This is a genomic window from Streptomyces sp. NPDC004065, assembly GCF_044903565.1.
Lineage (GTDB): Bacteria > Actinomycetota > Actinomycetes > Streptomycetales > Streptomycetaceae > Streptomyces.
In genome coordinates this window covers 15,796-29,878 of record NZ_JBJDQT010000030.1, presented here as the reverse complement: position 1 = coordinate 29,878, position 14,083 = coordinate 15,796, and the positions used below count along the sequence as shown (strand labels likewise).

15 protein-coding genes are annotated in these 14,083 nt (G+C 73.6%); 9 read left to right on the top strand and 6 right to left on the bottom strand.

Annotated features, from left to right (window positions below; translation table 11 throughout):
* Positions 1–200 precede the first annotated feature (200 nt).
* Positions 201–341 (bottom strand): hypothetical protein, encoded by a 141-nt coding sequence (locus tag ACI2LW_RS27065; protein ID WP_404733833.1) that lies wholly within the window; start codon positions 339–341, stop codon positions 201–203.
* A 228-nt stretch (positions 342–569) separates the two neighbouring features.
* On the opposite strand from ACI2LW_RS27065, the gene ACI2LW_RS27060 reads away from it, so the two are divergent.
* A complete protein-coding gene (locus tag ACI2LW_RS27060; protein ID WP_404733902.1) occupies positions 570–1,445 on the top strand; it encodes an MFS transporter in 876 nt (291 codons plus the stop codon).
* A 181-nt stretch (positions 1,446–1,626) separates the two neighbouring features.
* Positions 1,627–2,502 (top strand): glycosyltransferase family 2 protein, encoded by an 876-nt coding sequence (locus tag ACI2LW_RS27055; protein ID WP_404733832.1) that lies wholly within the window; start codon positions 1,627–1,629, stop codon positions 2,500–2,502.
* Positions 2,503–2,617: 115 nt separating this feature from the next.
* On the opposite strand, the gene map is transcribed toward ACI2LW_RS27055, so the two are convergent.
* Positions 2,618–3,385 carry a type I methionyl aminopeptidase gene (gene map / locus ACI2LW_RS27050; RefSeq protein WP_404733831.1) on the bottom strand — a complete coding sequence of 256 codons (768 nt, stop codon included), beginning with the start codon at positions 3,383–3,385 and terminating at the stop codon, positions 2,618–2,620.
* A gap of 140 nt (positions 3,386–3,525) precedes the next feature.
* Here map and ACI2LW_RS27045 point away from each other — a divergent pair, with 140 nt between their 5' ends.
* Positions 3,526–3,801, top strand: a complete 276-nt coding sequence (locus ACI2LW_RS27045) for a helix-turn-helix domain-containing protein (RefSeq protein ID WP_404733830.1) — start codon at positions 3,526–3,528, stop codon at positions 3,799–3,801.
* A gap of 54 nt (positions 3,802–3,855) precedes the next feature.
* Here the strand turns inward: ACI2LW_RS27045 and ACI2LW_RS27040 are convergent, their stop codons facing one another.
* Positions 3,856–4,650, bottom strand: coding sequence for a TioE family transcriptional regulator (locus ACI2LW_RS27040; RefSeq protein ID WP_404733829.1), 795 nt, complete (start codon positions 4,648–4,650; stop codon positions 3,856–3,858).
* Positions 4,651–4,787: 137 nt separating this feature from the next.
* Between ACI2LW_RS27040 and ACI2LW_RS27035 the strand changes: the two genes are divergently transcribed.
* Positions 4,788–6,020, top strand: coding sequence for an erythromycin esterase family protein (locus tag ACI2LW_RS27035; RefSeq protein ID WP_404733828.1), 1,233 nt, complete (start codon positions 4,788–4,790; stop codon positions 6,018–6,020).
* Positions 6,021–6,048: 28 nt separating this feature from the next.
* Here the strand turns inward: ACI2LW_RS27035 and ACI2LW_RS27030 are convergent, their stop codons facing one another.
* The 3 genes from ACI2LW_RS27030 to ACI2LW_RS27020 are packed head-to-tail and all read right to left on the bottom strand — an operon-like array spanning position 6,049 to position 7,833.
* The gene (locus tag ACI2LW_RS27030) at positions 6,049–6,192 is read right to left on the bottom strand and encodes an LGFP repeat-containing protein (RefSeq protein WP_404733827.1); all 144 of its coding nucleotides are present in this window, start codon (positions 6,190–6,192) and stop codon (positions 6,049–6,051) included.
* Positions 6,189–6,698 (bottom strand): hypothetical protein, encoded by a 510-nt coding sequence (locus ACI2LW_RS27025; protein WP_404733826.1) that lies wholly within the window; start codon positions 6,696–6,698, stop codon positions 6,189–6,191. Before ACI2LW_RS27025 ends, ACI2LW_RS27030 begins: the two co-directional genes overlap by 4 nt.
* Positions 6,699–6,735: 37 nt before the next feature.
* The gene (locus ACI2LW_RS27020) at positions 6,736–7,833 is read right to left on the bottom strand and encodes a helix-turn-helix domain-containing protein (protein ID WP_404733825.1); all 1,098 of its coding nucleotides are present in this window, start codon (positions 7,831–7,833) and stop codon (positions 6,736–6,738) included.
* 195 nt (positions 7,834–8,028) lie between these two features.
* Here ACI2LW_RS27020 and ACI2LW_RS27015 point away from each other — a divergent pair, with 195 nt between their 5' ends.
* The 5 genes from ACI2LW_RS27015 (at position 8,029) to ACI2LW_RS26995 (ending at position 14,082) form a co-directional block, all read left to right on the top strand.
* Positions 8,029–8,247: a hypothetical protein gene (locus ACI2LW_RS27015; protein ID WP_404733824.1), complete on the top strand. Its 219-nt coding sequence runs from the start codon at positions 8,029–8,031 to the stop codon at positions 8,245–8,247.
* A gap of 194 nt (positions 8,248–8,441) precedes the next feature.
* Positions 8,442–9,683, top strand: a complete 1,242-nt coding sequence (locus tag ACI2LW_RS27010) for an IS701 family transposase (RefSeq protein ID WP_404733823.1) — start codon at positions 8,442–8,444, stop codon at positions 9,681–9,683.
* A gap of 319 nt (positions 9,684–10,002) precedes the next feature.
* Positions 10,003–11,640, top strand: coding sequence for a carboxylesterase/lipase family protein (locus ACI2LW_RS27005; RefSeq protein WP_404733822.1), 1,638 nt, complete (start codon positions 10,003–10,005; stop codon positions 11,638–11,640).
* A gap of 433 nt (positions 11,641–12,073) precedes the next feature.
* Positions 12,074–13,255, top strand: coding sequence for a 3-deoxy-7-phosphoheptulonate synthase (locus tag ACI2LW_RS27000; protein ID WP_404733821.1), 1,182 nt, complete (start codon positions 12,074–12,076; stop codon positions 13,253–13,255).
* A 56-nt stretch (positions 13,256–13,311) separates the two neighbouring features.
* Entirely contained in the window at positions 13,312–14,082 is a 771-nt protein-coding gene (locus tag ACI2LW_RS26995; RefSeq protein ID WP_404733820.1) for a 2,3-dihydro-2,3-dihydroxybenzoate dehydrogenase, read from the top strand.
* Position 14,083 lies beyond the last annotated feature (1 nt).

Below are 14,083 nucleotides of genomic sequence, written 5' to 3'. Positions count from 1 at the left end.
TGCTTTTTCCGACCCGTGACCCGAGGTCACGTCGAGCGGTTCGGCGCGGGCGCTCGGCGGACGCGTGCGGTGGCCGGCCTGAGCGCCCGCCACCGGGGGCCAGTACGCATGTGCGGAAGGCGAACTGGCCGACGGCGGGAGCCTCAAGCTGATGCGCCTGCGCTACCACGGCACCGCGAGCCGTGGCGGTTTTGGCGGGTTCAGGAGGTGGGGGCGACGAGCATGTGCTCGGTTCCGAGGTGGTTGGTGCCGGTGTCGGTGTACATGGTGGTTTCGCCGTCGGACCAGCGGATGAGGAGGTCGTCGGTGCGGTTGTTGCCGGTGTAGTCGCCGGTGGTCATGGCCGCGTCGTGGGTCCAGGTCTTGTTGGGGTTCAGGATGCGCTGCTCGGTGCCGAGGCCGGATGTGGTGGTGCCGACGTAGTTGTCGAGTTCGCCGTCGCTCCAGCGGACCAGCCCGTGACATCCTCCACCTTGCCCCGGCTGTTGGAGCCGACCTGGGCGAAGGCCAGGTCGAGGTCGGAGACCGCCTTCTAGCCGCGCCGACGCAGGCGTAGAACCGCGCCCAACCTGCCCCTGCTGCTCGTGGCGCGCGTCGTCGCGGGCATCGGCGCGGCCCTGTACACGCCGAACGCCTCCGCCGCGGCCGCCGCGCTCGCCGGGCCCGCCCACCGCGGCCGTGCGCTGTCGGTGATCCTGGGCGGCCTGACCATCGGCACCGTCTTCGGCGTCCCCGTCGGCACCGCCATCGGCCAGCACCTGTCCTGGGAGGCCAGCCTCGTGTTCGTCGCGGCCGTCGGCGCCCTCGCGCTGCTCGGCGTCCTGGCGGTGCTGCCCGGCCTGCCGATCCCGCCGGCCATCCCCCTGACGCAGCGGTTCGCCGTCCTGGCCAACCGCCGGGTCGTGGCCATGGTCCTGTTCATGCTCCTGGCCAGCGGCGCCGGCATCATGGTCTACACCTACACCGCCACCGTGCTCGGCGAGATCGCCCACATCCACGGCACCGCACTCGCGGGCGCGCTGCTCGCCTGGGGCGTCGGCGGCATCTTCGGCTCCTTCGGCAGCGGCTGGCTCGCCGACCGGCTGGGCGCCGAACGCACCCTCACCTTCGCCATCGCCCTGCTGATCGTCACCCTCGCCGCGCTGACGATCAGCACCTCCGTCGTCCCCGTGGTCGTCGTCATGGTCTTCAACGGCGCCGCCGGCTGGGCCTTGGCCACCCCCAACAACCACCGGCTGACCACGCTGGTGCCGACCCTGCCCAGCGTCGTCATCTCCTTCAACTCCTCCGGCATCTACCTCGGCCAGGCCCTCGGCGCGGCCCTCGGCGGCATCCTGGTCGACCACGACCTCACCGCCCGCCTCCTGTGCCTGACCGGTGTCGGCATCGCCCTGGTGGCCGCCGTCGTGCACGCGCTGATCCCCCGTCCGGCCGCCGAGTCCTGAAAGCCCGAACCGATTCCGGACGGGACTTGACGAATGTGCCGTCTTCGGCTCCCGGACCGCCCGCGCCGATCAGCCGGGCCATTGACGTCGCGCTTTCCTGACCGCCTGCCGGACAGCACGCTTCATGAAAGCGCGAGGCTAGCATCGGCCGGAAACCCCACCGAGCCATGGGAGTTCAACCGTGCGTCACCCGCGTGTAGGCGTCGCCGTCCTGACCATGGGAACGCGTCCCGCCGAGCTGGCCGCTCTCCTCGAGTCCGTCGCCGGGCAGGACACGCCCGCGGCGCGGGTGGTGGTCGTGGGCAACGGAGCGCCGCTGCCGCCGCTGCCGGACTGGGTGACGGGCGTGGAGCTGCCGGAGAACCTGGGCATCCCCGGCGGCCGGAACGTCGCCCTGGCCCGTCTGCGGGAGTTCGGGGACGTCGACGTGGCGGTCGACCTCGACGACGACGGCCTGCTCGTCAGCCCGGACGTCTTCACCCGGCTCACCGGGCTGTACGCGGCGGACGAACGGCTGGGGGTGGTCGGCTTCCGCATCGCCGACGAGCGCGGCCGTACCCATCGCCGTCACGTCCCCCGGCTGCGCGCGGCGGACCCGACGCGGGGCGGGCCGGTGACGACGTTCCTCGGCGGCGGCCACGCCCTGTCCATGCGGATGCTGGAGGAAACCGGTGACTGGCCCGCGCCGTTCTTCTACGCGCACGAGGAGACCGACCTGGCGTGGCGGGCGCTGGACGCGGGCTGGAAGGTGCTCTACGACCCGGAGTTGGTGCTGCGGCATCCATGGACGTCGCCGACCCGGCACGCGGTCTTCCACCGCATGGTCGCCCGCAACCGGGTCTGGCTCGCCAAGCGGCACCTGCCCGCCCCGCTCATCCCCGTCTACCTGGGCGTCTGGGCCGCCCTGACCGTGGCCCGCACCAGGTCGGCGGCGGGACTGCGGGCCTGGTGCGGCGGGTTCGCCGAGGGGCTGCGCACCCCCTGCCCGCCCCGCCGGCCGATGCGGTGGTCCACCGTGTGGCGGATGACCCGCCTGGGCCGGCCGCCGGTCGTCTGACCGGGCGGCGCGGAAGAAGCCGCCGTTCCGGCCGGGGCAGGCGGGTCGGGGCAGGCCCGGTCAGGTCAGGTCAGGCCGGGCCGGGCCGGGCCAGATTGGGTCAGGTCAGGGCAGGTCAGGGCAGGGTCAGGACGCGGGGGCCCTCCTCGGTGACGGCGACCGTGTGCTCGAAGTGGGCCGCCCGGCTGCCGTCGGTGGTGCGGAGGGTCCAGCCGTCGAGTGCGGCGTAGTAGTCGTCGTGCCCGCCGGCCATCAGCATGGGCTCGATGGCGAGGACCAGGCCGGGCCGCAGGGGGAAGCCGCGGCCGGGGCGGCCCCGGTTGGGGACGTGGGGGTCCTCGTGCATCCGCCGCCCGATGCCGTGCCCGCCGAAGTCGGGGGGCATGCCGCAGCCGGCCGCCTCGGCGACGGCGCCGACGGCGTGCGAGATGTCGCCGACCCGGTTGCCGGGGACGGCCGCGGCGATGCCGGCGTCGAGAGCCCGCCGGGTCGCCTCGATCAGCTCCAGGTCGGCGGGGCGGGGGGTGCCGACGGTGAAGGTGACGGCGGCGTCCCCGGTCCAGCCGTCGAGTTCGGCGCCGCAGTCGATGCTGACCAGGTCGCCGTCGCGCAGGCGGTAGTCGGTCGGGACGCCGTGGACGATGGCGTCGTTGACCGAGGTGCAGATCACCGCGGGGAAGGGGGTGGGGGCGAAGGAGGGCCGGTAGCCGAGGAAGGGTGAGCGGGCCCCGGCCTCGGTCAGCGCCGCGCGGGCCGCCTCGTCCAGCTCGCGCAGGGACACCCCGACGCCCGCCGCCTCCCGCACGGCGGCCAGGGTCCGGGCCACGACGCGGCCGGCCTCCCGCATGGCGTCCAGCGCCGTCCTGGTCTTGATCTCCACCATGTCCCACTGCTCCTCGCCCCGGCGTCCCGGCGTTCTCCGGCGTTCCGGCGTTCTCCGTCGCTCTCCGGCGTTCCGGTGTCCCGTCGTCCTGGCCCACGCCGCGGTGTCCCAATTCTTATACCGGTATTAGTATCACGGTCATGGTGAGAACTCCTTTGACCCCGTGGGAGCGGCGGCGCGGAGAACGCTTCGGCGCGCTGCTGCGCCGGGCGCGCGGTGACCGCAGCATGGTGGAAGTGGCCGCGCTGGCCGGGGTGTCGGCCGAGACGCTGCGCAAGATCGAGACCGGGCGGGCCCCGACCCCGGCGTTCTTCACCGTCGCGGCGCTGGCCGCCGCGCTGGAGGTGTCCCTGGACGAACTGGCCACCGCCTGCCTGCCCGAGGACGACTGCGGCGAGCAGGCGATGTCGGCGTGATGTCTCGTGCGGGGGCCTCCGGCGAACGGGCGGCGGGCGGGTGAGGGGAGCGCCTCACCCGCGCTCGCGGAGGTACGCCTCCAGCTCGGCGGCGCCGGACAGCATCGCCCGCGCCCGGGCGGACAGCCGGCCCCGCCAGTCGCCGAGGGTGGCCTCCAGCGGTTCCAGCCCGCCGGCCGCCCGCACCCGTTCGATCAGCGGGGCGATCCGCTCCAGCGGGTAACCGCCGCGCCGGAGCTGGTGGGCCAGCCGGGCGTCGCGTACGTCGGCCTCGTCGTAGACGCGGTACCCGGTCAGCGGGTCGCGGCGCGGGCGCAGCAGTCCGGCGCGCTCCCACTTGCGCAGCGTCGCGGGCCGGATCCCGAGCCGCCCCGCCAGCGTCCCGATGAACGTGCCGCCGTGCCCGGACGGTGCGTCGGGGCCCCCGTGCCCGGATGGTGCGTCGGGCCGGGACGGTGCGTCACGACCGGCCGGTGCGTCGGGGCCGGGCGCCACGCCGGACGCCAGGTCGCGCAGGGCGCTCTCCACGGCCCGCAGCGTGCGCCGGTCCTCCAGGAGCTGGGCGTGGCTCTCGTCGATGAGACGGAACGCCTCCTCGGCCGCGCCCCGGTTCACGGCCCGCATGATCGCCGCCGCCGTCCGGTGGCCGTGGCCGGGCAGCAGGGCGAGGAAGGCGCGCAGGGCCGCCGCGTGCAGCGGGGTGTAGACGCGGTAGCCGCTGGGTGTGCGCTCGGCGGCCGGGAGGATGCCGTCCTCCTCGTAGTTCCTGACCGCCTGCGTGGACAGACCGTGCCCGCGCGCCAGATCGACCGGCCGGAGCCGATCCCCCGTTTGAAGGTTCTGAGCCATGGTCCTGTCCGTGACGGGCGACGTACGGCCCACATGCGGCCCACATTGGCGCCCACATTGCGGTCCACGGTGCGGCTGACATCGCGGTCGACATCGCGAAAAGTTTCCACCGAAGGTTCAACGATACCGTTCAATGCATGGCCACTGACCTCACGGACACCGTCCATGCCCTCGATGCGGCCGCCGTCATGCGGTTGCTGCCGGCCCGGCCCCGGCTGCTCGCCCTGGGGGAGCCCACCCACGGCGAGGACACCCTGCTCGACATACGCAACGAGCTCTTCCGGCAACTCGTCGAACAGGAGGGCTTCCGGACGATCGCGATCGAGAGCGACTGCGTGCGCGGCCTGGTCGTGGACGACCACGTCACCTCGGGCACCGGCAGCCTCGACGACGTCATGGAACACGGGTTCAGCCACCCGGACCTCGGGCTGGGCGCCTCGGCGGCCAACCGCGAACTGGTGCGCTGGATGCGCGCGTACAACGAAGGCCGGCCCGCCTCCGAGCGCCTGCGCTTCGCCGGCTTCGACGGCCCGCTGGAGCTGACCGCGGCCGCGAGCCCCCGGCAGACCCTCACCGCACTGCACGGCTACCTCGCGGGCCACCTGGACGCGGACCTGCTGCCCTGCGCCGCGGACACGCTCGAGCGACTGCTCGGCCCCGACGACCGGTGGACCGATCCCGCCGCGATGATGGACCCGGCCCGGTCCGTGGGGCGGACGGCCGAGGCCGGGCGACTGCGGCTGCTCGCCGGCGAACTGGTGGCGCTGTTCGAGGAGTACACACCCCACCTGATCGCCGCGAGTTCGCGGGACGACTTCGACCGGGCGCGCCTGTACGGGCGTACCGCCGCCGGACTGCTGCGCTACCACTACTGGATGGCCGACACCTCACCGGCCCGCATGACCCGCCTGCTGGGCCTGCGCAGCCGGATGATGGCCGGCAACCTCCTCGCCGCCGCCGAACGGGGCCCGGTCCTCGTCCACGCCCACAACGCCCACCTCCAGCGGGAGCAGAGCACGATGCGGATGTGGCAGGGGCCGGTGCGCTGGTGGAGCGCCGGCGCGCTGGTGAGCGCCCGGCTCGGCGAGGCGTACGCCTTCCTGGCCACGGCTCTGGGCACCCTGCGCCACCGGGGCGTGGACACGCCGCCGCCGGAGACGGCCGAGGGGCTTTTGTACGACCTCGCCGTCCCGGCCGACCCCGGCCCCTGCCTCGTCGACGCCCGCCGGCTGGCCGGGGTCCTCGGCGGCGACACGCGGGCCGAGCCCCGCGTGTCGCCCTGGTTCGGCTACGCCCCGCTCGACCCGGCCCGTCTCGCGGACAGCGACGGGATCGTGTTCGTCAAGGACGTCCGTGCCAGCAGTGGATGACGTCCCCACTCAGCAGTGGATGACGCACTCAGTAGTAGATGACGACCGCCGTACGGGTGGCGGAGCGCCACTCGATCGCGCCGTGCTGGAAGTTGCCGCGCCGCCCGGTGGAGATGCCGAACTCGTCGCTCACCGGCAGCCCACCCATGCGGTTGCCGAGCCTTCGGATCATTCCAGCAGTATTCCCTCCCTGGTGCACCAATCGGCGAATTCTCCCGGTTGGAAAGGGAGTCGGTACTGGCCTTGGAGGAGGTCATCTGCGAGCGCAGACACCAGAGGCACTGTAAGCAGCCCGGAGCGAATGGCGTCACACAGCAGGTTCAGGGTGCGGCGCACCGTGACCGAGCGGTCCCGGGCAGCCTTTACGGCCACTCGGTCATCGACCACTGCCACAGCGTTCGGCAGTGTCTCAGCCAGTGCGAGCGCGCCGCACTCTCCGATGTTGCGCCCGTCCGGACCGACCATCAGACGCTCATACTCGGCGTAGATCAGCAACTCCGTCGGACTCTCGAGAGGCACGGTCTCGATCCACTCGGCTTCGAGGACCGACTCCAAGTGGCGATGTTGGGTTGACCCGTTGCGTAACTCGGCCGCCACTACGTCTGGAATGACCACGCGGTATTCCTTCAGAACGGCTTTCAGGAATCCAAGCCACTGAGCCTTCGCGAAGTGGCTCAATGGGCCTGTGTCCATACGTATACGGTTCGGTCGTCCGTCACGAGGTCACGTCCCAAATCTCCGCCTCAGGTGCGGGAGGCAGGGTGGGAAGAGAAGACTCGGTAAAAGTGCCCCGCAGTAGCCCCAGAGCTCGACCGGCAGTGATTACTTCGCGGCGGAACAACTTCAGCACCGCTTGCTCGAACGTGCGCGGCAATGCTACTGGCGCCAGTTCATCGCGAACGACGAGATTTTTCTCCACGATATCGGCCTGCTTGGTCTGGACGCGGCGAATGTCATCCGCGCGACTCTTGTCGACCAGGTCGATTTCAACGAGCCTACGTGCCAGAGTCGCCATGTCCGTTTCGTAGTGACTGGCGGCGCGTACGGCGGCATCACGCCAGTTCTCGTCCGGAATGGCCAGCCATTCCTGCCAGCGCGTTCGTAGGTCCTCGCGCGGCAAGAGCACGGCTCGGGCGAACCGGTCCATCCTGGCCTCCATGCCCGACGCCTCCGTCGCAGCAACACGCCAGTCCAGAGAGAATTCATCGGCCACGAGGTAATGTCCCAGCTCGTGGGCAGTGGCCAGGCGGCGTCGGCCGACCCGCCAGTGGCCGTTGATGAGCGCGACACCGCCCTGTCTCAACAGCACCGTGCCGGCGTCGGCGCCCTCGCCGAGATCTTCGGAGAACACCAACAGCCCAACGCCGGCCACCAGCCTGGAGAGCTCATGTGCCGGCTGGTCCGGGCTCAGTCCGAGAAGGCCACGCGCGGTGACGGCCAGCTCCTCGGCCCCCTCTGCGGTGGTGGGGTGAGGCAAGGTGCTCGGCTGTCCTGCGACCAGCTCGGGACAGTGTGAGGCGACGAATTCGGCATCGCGGACCAGCGCATCGAGTTCGGTGTCGATCACCTGAACAGCGGCTCCCGGCTGGGCCCTGCGGTACGAAGCGAGTGCAGGTGGAGTCTCGGTGACGAACCACTCCACGCGACGCCCCAACTCACGCGCGATGGCCACGAGTTCCACAGCGGCTACCCGCCGACTGCCCGATTCGATCTTCGCCAGAGCGGTGCGGTCCAGCCCGATGGTGGCGGCAAGTTGCGCCTGGGTGACACCGCGCTCCTGCCTGGCCTCAGCGACGCGCGCCCCGATCTCCATGTGTGCGAATTTAGCACAGGGTGGAGGGCTCGGAGCTGTGGGCGAAGTGCGCCGGCGCTCGGCGGGGCCCCCGGGCAACCACCCCCTGGCCCGGCCTTGAGCGGCGCTTCACTCGGGCTCGACCGGGCCGGTGGACGCTGGGCGTGGGCGGTGGTGTGTGCCGTCCGGTCGGGCCGAGGAGGAGGGGGCAGCGGGATGCGGTACGAGGAAGAGGTGTGGCCGCCGGCGCGGTGGCTGATGGTGCCGGCCGGGCTGGACATCGAGATCGCCGGACCGCGCGGCGGTGAACGACACACGGGCGCCGGCGGTTTCGGGGCCGCGTCGCCGTGCCCGGGGGAGGAGTGCGCCGGGCACCGCCCGGACCGCACGGCGCCCCCGCCCGTCTGCCGCCACTGCGGCGCGGCCCGCCCGTAACCCGCTCTCCATGCCCCTCCCGTCACCCCTGACCTGCGCGTTTCCCTTCCCTTTGCTGTGCCTTGGACGGGTGCTCGGAGGCTGCCACCACAACCGGATGGGGCGTTCGGGACCGGCGCCCCGCCGGTGGCAACCGCACAGACGCGGGTCGCGGCCAGGAGCCGGGGCCGGCCGACCGAGTGAGGTGGACGGGGATGCAGACCAGGGCGCACACGCCGACGCGAATACGGGGCGAGGAGCCGGCCCTTGCGGGAGGGGAAGCGGCGCGGGAGGTTTTCCAGGACGCGGTGCTGGAGGAGCTGACCTCGGTGCTCTTCAAGTCCCTGCCGCGCAGTGACCAGCGGCGCAGGGGACTGGAGTACGTCCAGGGGCTGCTCGGGGTGGAGGGGCGCAAGTCCATCCGGAACATCTCCTCGCTGTTCGGCGGGGAGGCCGCCGAACAGAGCCTGCACCACTTCATCAGCGGCTCCACCTGGGACTGGGAGCCGGTGCGCCGCGCCCTGGCCCGGCACCTGGAGGAGATCTCCCCGGCCCGCGCCTACGTGCTGCGGCCGATGGTGATCCCCAAGGCGGGCGACAGTTCGGTGGGCGTGGACCGCCGGTTCTGCCCCAGCCGCGGCCAGATCATGAACGCCCAGCAGGCCGTGGGCGTGTGGGCGGTCTCCGACGAGCACAGCACGCCCATCAACTGGCGCCTGCACCTGCCCGAGACCTGGCTGGAGGACGAGGCCCGCCGCCGGCAGGCGGCGATTCCCGAGACCCTGCTGCCCGAGACCCTCGACCAGGCGGGCGTGGAGGCGTACCTCGGCATCACCCGGGACTGGGGCCTGCCGGTGCGCCCGGTGGTCATGGACGCCCGCGAGGCCGACGCCGCCGGCACCGTACGCCGGCTGCGGGCCGCCGGGGCGCCGATGCTGCTGCGGGTCGGCGCCAACCTGCGGCTGTCCGCCGCCGACCCGGGGATGCCGCGCACCACGGCCGGCCTGGAGATGACGGCCCATCAGCTGATGCTGATGGCCCGCCCGCTGCGCCAGCCCGTCATCCAGCGCCGGCCGGGCCCGGGCGGCGCCGCCGTGCACACCGGGCTGACCGCCGCCGTCCGGGTACGGCTGCCCCGACGCGCGGTGCGGCGCCCCGCCTGGTGCCGCGACCTGCTGCTGCTCGGGGTCGGCGAGAACGGCGGGCGCTGGCCGGCCGAGCTGTGGCTCACCGACATCACCGATCTGCACCCCGCCCAGCTGCTGCGGCTGAGCCGCCTCACCCACCGCGTCGACCGGGACTTCGCCCGGATCGCCGAACGGGTGGGCATCAGGGACTTCTCCGGCCGCTCCTACAGCGGCTGGCACCGCCACGCCACCCTCGCCTCCGCCGCGCACGCCATCGCGGTGCTCTCCGGCACCGCCGTGCCCGAGACGGAGGTGGCCAGGGCCTCCTGAGCGTGAGGGGACCCTCCTGAGTGGTGGGCGCGGCACTCCTGAGCGGTGGGGGGCGGCCCTCCTGAGCGGCGGGGGGCAGCCCTCCTGAGCGGTGGGGGGCGGTCCTCCTGAGCGGTGGGGGGTGGCCCTCCTGAGCGGTGGGGGCGGCGCAGTGTACGGCGCGGGTACGGCGGCTGTCAGCCGCCGTACCGGCCGTTGCGTCAGCTGTGGTGGTGATCCGGCCACCGAGCTGACGGATTGCCCGGGCGTGCTTTGGTGACCCCCGAACTCCCGGCACACGATCGGCGGACCAGACCGTCCACGTGTGCGAGGAGTTCACATGACCAGCCAGCCGCAGGCCGCGGACGGGCGCGTCGCGTCCGCCGTCACCACGGCCGCGCACCGCCCCCGCGGCACCTCCGGTTCCCGGGTCGTGGTGCGCACCTCGGGCGGGCTGGTGGCCGGCGAGCGCGCCGGCGCCGTGACCGTCTTCCGCGGCGTCCCGTACGCCGCCGCACCGGTCGGGCCGCTGCGCTTCGCCTCGCCGCGCCCGCCGGAGCCCTGGCACGGCGTCCGCCCCGCCGTGCGCTTCGCCGACGTCTCCTTCCAGAGCCCGGTGCCCAACCGGCCCGTGCCGCCCAGCAGCGAGGACTCGCTGTACGCCAACGTCTGGACGCCCGACACGCACGGCTCACGGCCCGTCCTGGTGTACATCCACGGCGGCGGCTGGCAGGCCGGCGGCGGCAGCCTGCCCACCTACGACGGCGCCCGCCCGGCCGAACGCGGCGACCTGGTCGTCGTCACCTTCAACTACCGGCTCGGCGTGCTCGGGTTCGGGCTGCACGAGGACCTCACCGACCCGCTGACCGGGCACTTCGCCAACTGGGGCGTGCAGGACCAGACGGCGCTGCTGCACTGGGTGCACGCCAACGCCGCCGCGTTCGGCGGGGACCCCGGCAACATCACCGTGTGCGGCACCTCCGCGGGCGGCGCGAGCGCCTGGCAGCTGGCCCTGCTGCCCGGCCTGCGCGGACTGGTCCGCCGTATCGTCTCCATCAGCCCCAGCCACGTCACCCCGCCGGGCACCGCACTGACCGCGGACGACGCGCGCACCGCCTGCGCGGCCGTCGCCCGGCGCCTGGGCACCACCGTCCCCGGTCTGCGCCGGGTCCCGGCCGCCGCGCTCGCCGCGGCCTGGGAGGAGATCTTCGCCGCCCCGCCCGAGGAGCGGATCGTCGCGAGCGGACGCTGGTACCGCGGCCCCGTCGCGGACGGGCGCACCATGCCGGCGTACGACCACGAACTGCCCACGCCCGACGTGCCGGTGCTGTCCGTGCACACCCGTACCGAGGGCTCCTTCTACACCGGCCCCGGCTCCCCGCAGCCCGCGCCCGTGCCGCGCGACGAGGCCGGACTGCGCCGGGCGGTGCGCGAGGTGCTGCGCCTGGTCGAACCGGACGCCGGCGACGACCTCGCGGCCGCCTGCCTGGCCGCCTACCGGGACGCGGCCCGCCAGGACGCGCTGCCGGACGACCCGCGGTCGCTGTGGACGGAGATCTGGGGCGACGCGGTCTTCCGGCACCAGATCGTCCGCTTCGCCGACCGCCACGCCCGCCGGGGCACCACCGCGCTGTACGCCATGGAGTTCGCCCACCCGGTGCTGGCGCCGCACTTCGGCACCCCGCACGAGGCGACCTCGCCGTTCCTGTTCGGCACCCACCGGCTGCCCCAGCTCGCCGCGGTCTTCGGCGACGGCCCGGCCGAACGGATGCTGTCCGACCTGTTCATCGACGCCGTGGCCGCCTTCGCCCGGACCTCCCGCCCGGCCGCCCCGGGCCTGCCCGACTGGCCGCCGTACACGCCCGGCGCCCCCAGCACGCTCGTGCTGGGCGGCCCCGCCACCGCGGAGGTCGCCGCCACCCCCAAGCTCGCCCAGCTGCGCTTCTGGGACGAGGCGGGCTGGGTGCCGCGCCTGTGACGAGGCGCCCGCCCGGCCCCCCCGGGCCGGCCGCCCCGGGCCCGGGCCCGGCAACCGACCGCCCACCGGGGCGGTCGCCGCCCCCATGGGCCGGTCGCCGTCCTCGGGCCCGGGCACGGCAACCGCCCACCGGCCCGCCCGGTTCCACGATCCGGCCGCCGGCCCCGGCTGCCGGTCCGGTCCGGCCCCCCACGATCCGGTCATCGGCCCGGCCGGTGGTCCGGGCCCCCGCGAACCGGCCGCCCGTGGCCCCCGCGAACCGGCCGCCCGTGGCCCCCACGAACCGGCCGCCCGTGGCCCCCACGAACCGGCCGCCGGCCCCGCGCACCTCCGTTCCGCCTGTTCCACCCGTTATGCCCGTTACCTCCATTACGCCCGCCCGCACACCGCGGCCCAAGCCGCGTCGCCGTCGCTTTCTCGTCTGGAGACATCCGTGGAGAATTCGCTGCTCGACATCGACATCGATCCCAAGACAGCCGCCCAGCAGCCGGTCTGGGACGACCCGGCCCAGGTACGGCGCATCCGCTCGGACCTGTCGGCCCGGCCCGCACTGGTGCGCGCCGAGGACGTACGCCTGCTCAAGCGCCAACTGGCGCGGGTGGCCGCGGGCGAGGCCCTGGTGGTGCAGGCGGGGGACTGCGCCGAGGACCCCTCCGAGTGCACCGCCGGGGACGTGGCCCGCAAGGCCGCCGTGCTCGACCTGCTGGCCGGCTCGCTCCGGCTGATCACCGGAAAGCCGGTGATCCGGGTGGGCCGTATCGCCGGACAGTTCGGCAAGCCCCGCTCGCAGCCCACCGAGCACGTCGACGGCCTCGAACTGCCCGTCTACCGCGGGCACATGGTCAACGACCCCGACCCCACCCCGGAGGGCCGGCGCCCCGACCCGCTGCGCCTGGTCACCGGCTACATGGCGGCCGACGACATCATGCGCCACCTCGGCTGGCACCGCAGCTCGCCCCCGCCCCAGGCGCGCATCGACCCGGCGATGTGGACCAGCCACGAGGCGCTGCTGCTCGACTACGAGGTCCCGCTGCTGCGCCGGACGGAGGACGGACTGCTGCTGTCCTCCACGCACTGGCCGTGGATCGGCGAGCGCACCCGCCGGCCCGACGGCGCGCACGTCGCCCTGCTCGCCGACGTCATCAACCCGGTGGCCTGCAAGGTCGGCCCCAGCACCACGCCCGCGGACCTGCTGGAGCTGTGCCGGCGGCTGGACCCGCGGCGCGAACCGGGACGGCTGACCCTCATCGCGCGCATGGGCGCCGACAAGGTGGCCGACGTCCTGCCCCCGCTGGTGGAGGCCGTGCGCGAGGCCGGCCACCCGGCCGTATGGCTCACCGACCCGCTGCACGCCAACACCGTCACCACCCCCGGCGGGTTCAAGACCCGCTACGTGGAGGCCGCCGAGCGGGAGGTCGCCGCCTTCCACCACGCGGTCGTCCGGCACGGCGGCGTCGCCGGCGGCCTGCACCTGGAGACCACGCCCGACGCGGTCATGGAGTGCGTCCCCGACGCGCGCGCCGCCGACCTGGTCGGCGACTCCTACCAGAGCTTCTGCGACCCGCGGCTCAACGTCGGCCAGGCCGTCTCCGTGGTGTCCGCCTGGCACCAGTGACCCCCGGCGCACAGCGCACGTCCCCGCCCGCACGGACCGAGAAGGAGAGGCACGACATGGAAAACAGACTGGCCCTGGTCACCGGTGCCGCCGGCGGCATCGGCGCGGCCGTGGCCCGCGAACTGGGGGAACGCGGCGTCGCGGTGGCCGCGGTCGACCGCGACCCCGACCGGCTCGAGGAGGTGGTGGCCAAACTCGGCGTCGACGGCCTGCCCGTCGCGCCGTTCCCCGCCGACGTCACCGACAGCGCGGCGGTCGACGCCCTCGTCGCCGACGTCGAGCGGCGCCTCGGCCCCATCGACCACCTGGTCAACGCCGCGGGCGTGCTGCGCCTGGGCGAGGTCACCGACTTCAGCGACGACGACTGGATCAGCACCTTCGCCGTCAACACCACCGGCGTCTTCCACCTGTCACGCGCCGTCGTGGGCCGTATGGTGCCGCGGCGCCGGGGAGCCGTCGTCACCGTCGCCTCCAACGCGGCCGCCACCCCCCGCACCGGCATGGCCGCCTACGCCGCGTCCAAGGCGGCGGCGGAGATGTTCACCAAGAGCCTCGGCCTGGAGGTCGCCCGCCACGGCATCCGCTGCAACATCGTCGCCCCCGGCTCCACCGACACCCCGATGCTCAACTCGATGTGGCAGGACGACAGCGGCCCGCGCGCCACGCTCGCCGGCAACCTCGAGGCGTTCCGCGTCGGCATCCCGCTGGGCAGGCTCGCCCAGCCCGCCGACGTCGCGCAGGCCGTCGCGTTCCTGCTGTCCGAACAGGCCCGCCACATCACCCTGCACACCCTGACCGTCGACGGGGGCGCGGCACTGGGCGCGTAGC

Excerpts from the sequence above, each read along its gene's own strand:
- ACI2LW_RS27005 (WP_404733822.1), top strand. The coding sequence starts at position 10,003 with ATGACCAGCCAGCCGCAGGCCGCGGACGGGCGCGTCGCGTCCGCCGTC.
- ACI2LW_RS27045 (WP_404733830.1), top strand. The coding sequence starts at position 3,526 with ATGGTGAGAACTCCTTTGACCCCGTGGGAGCGGCGGCGCGGAGAACGC.
- ACI2LW_RS27015 (WP_404733824.1), top strand. The coding sequence starts at position 8,029 with ATGCGGTACGAGGAAGAGGTGTGGCCGCCGGCGCGGTGGCTGATGGTG.
- ACI2LW_RS27020 (WP_404733825.1), bottom strand. The coding sequence starts at position 7,833 with ATGGAGATCGGGGCGCGCGTCGCTGAGGCCAGGCAGGAGCGCGGTGTC.
- map (WP_404733831.1), bottom strand. The coding sequence starts at position 3,385 with ATGGTGGAGATCAAGACCAGGACGGCGCTGGACGCCATGCGGGAGGCC.
- ACI2LW_RS27035 (WP_404733828.1), top strand. The coding sequence starts at position 4,788 with ATGGCCACTGACCTCACGGACACCGTCCATGCCCTCGATGCGGCCGCC.
- ACI2LW_RS27010 (WP_404733823.1), top strand. The coding sequence starts at position 8,442 with ATGCAGACCAGGGCGCACACGCCGACGCGAATACGGGGCGAGGAGCCG.
- ACI2LW_RS27065 (WP_404733833.1), bottom strand. The coding sequence starts at position 341 with ATGACCACCGGCGACTACACCGGCAACAACCGCACCGACGACCTCCTC.
- ACI2LW_RS27030 (WP_404733827.1), bottom strand. The coding sequence starts at position 6,192 with ATGATCCGAAGGCTCGGCAACCGCATGGGTGGGCTGCCGGTGAGCGAC.
- ACI2LW_RS27040 (WP_404733829.1), bottom strand. The coding sequence starts at position 4,650 with ATGGCTCAGAACCTTCAAACGGGGGATCGGCTCCGGCCGGTCGATCTG.
- ACI2LW_RS26995 (WP_404733820.1), top strand. The coding sequence starts at position 13,312 with ATGGAAAACAGACTGGCCCTGGTCACCGGTGCCGCCGGCGGCATCGGC.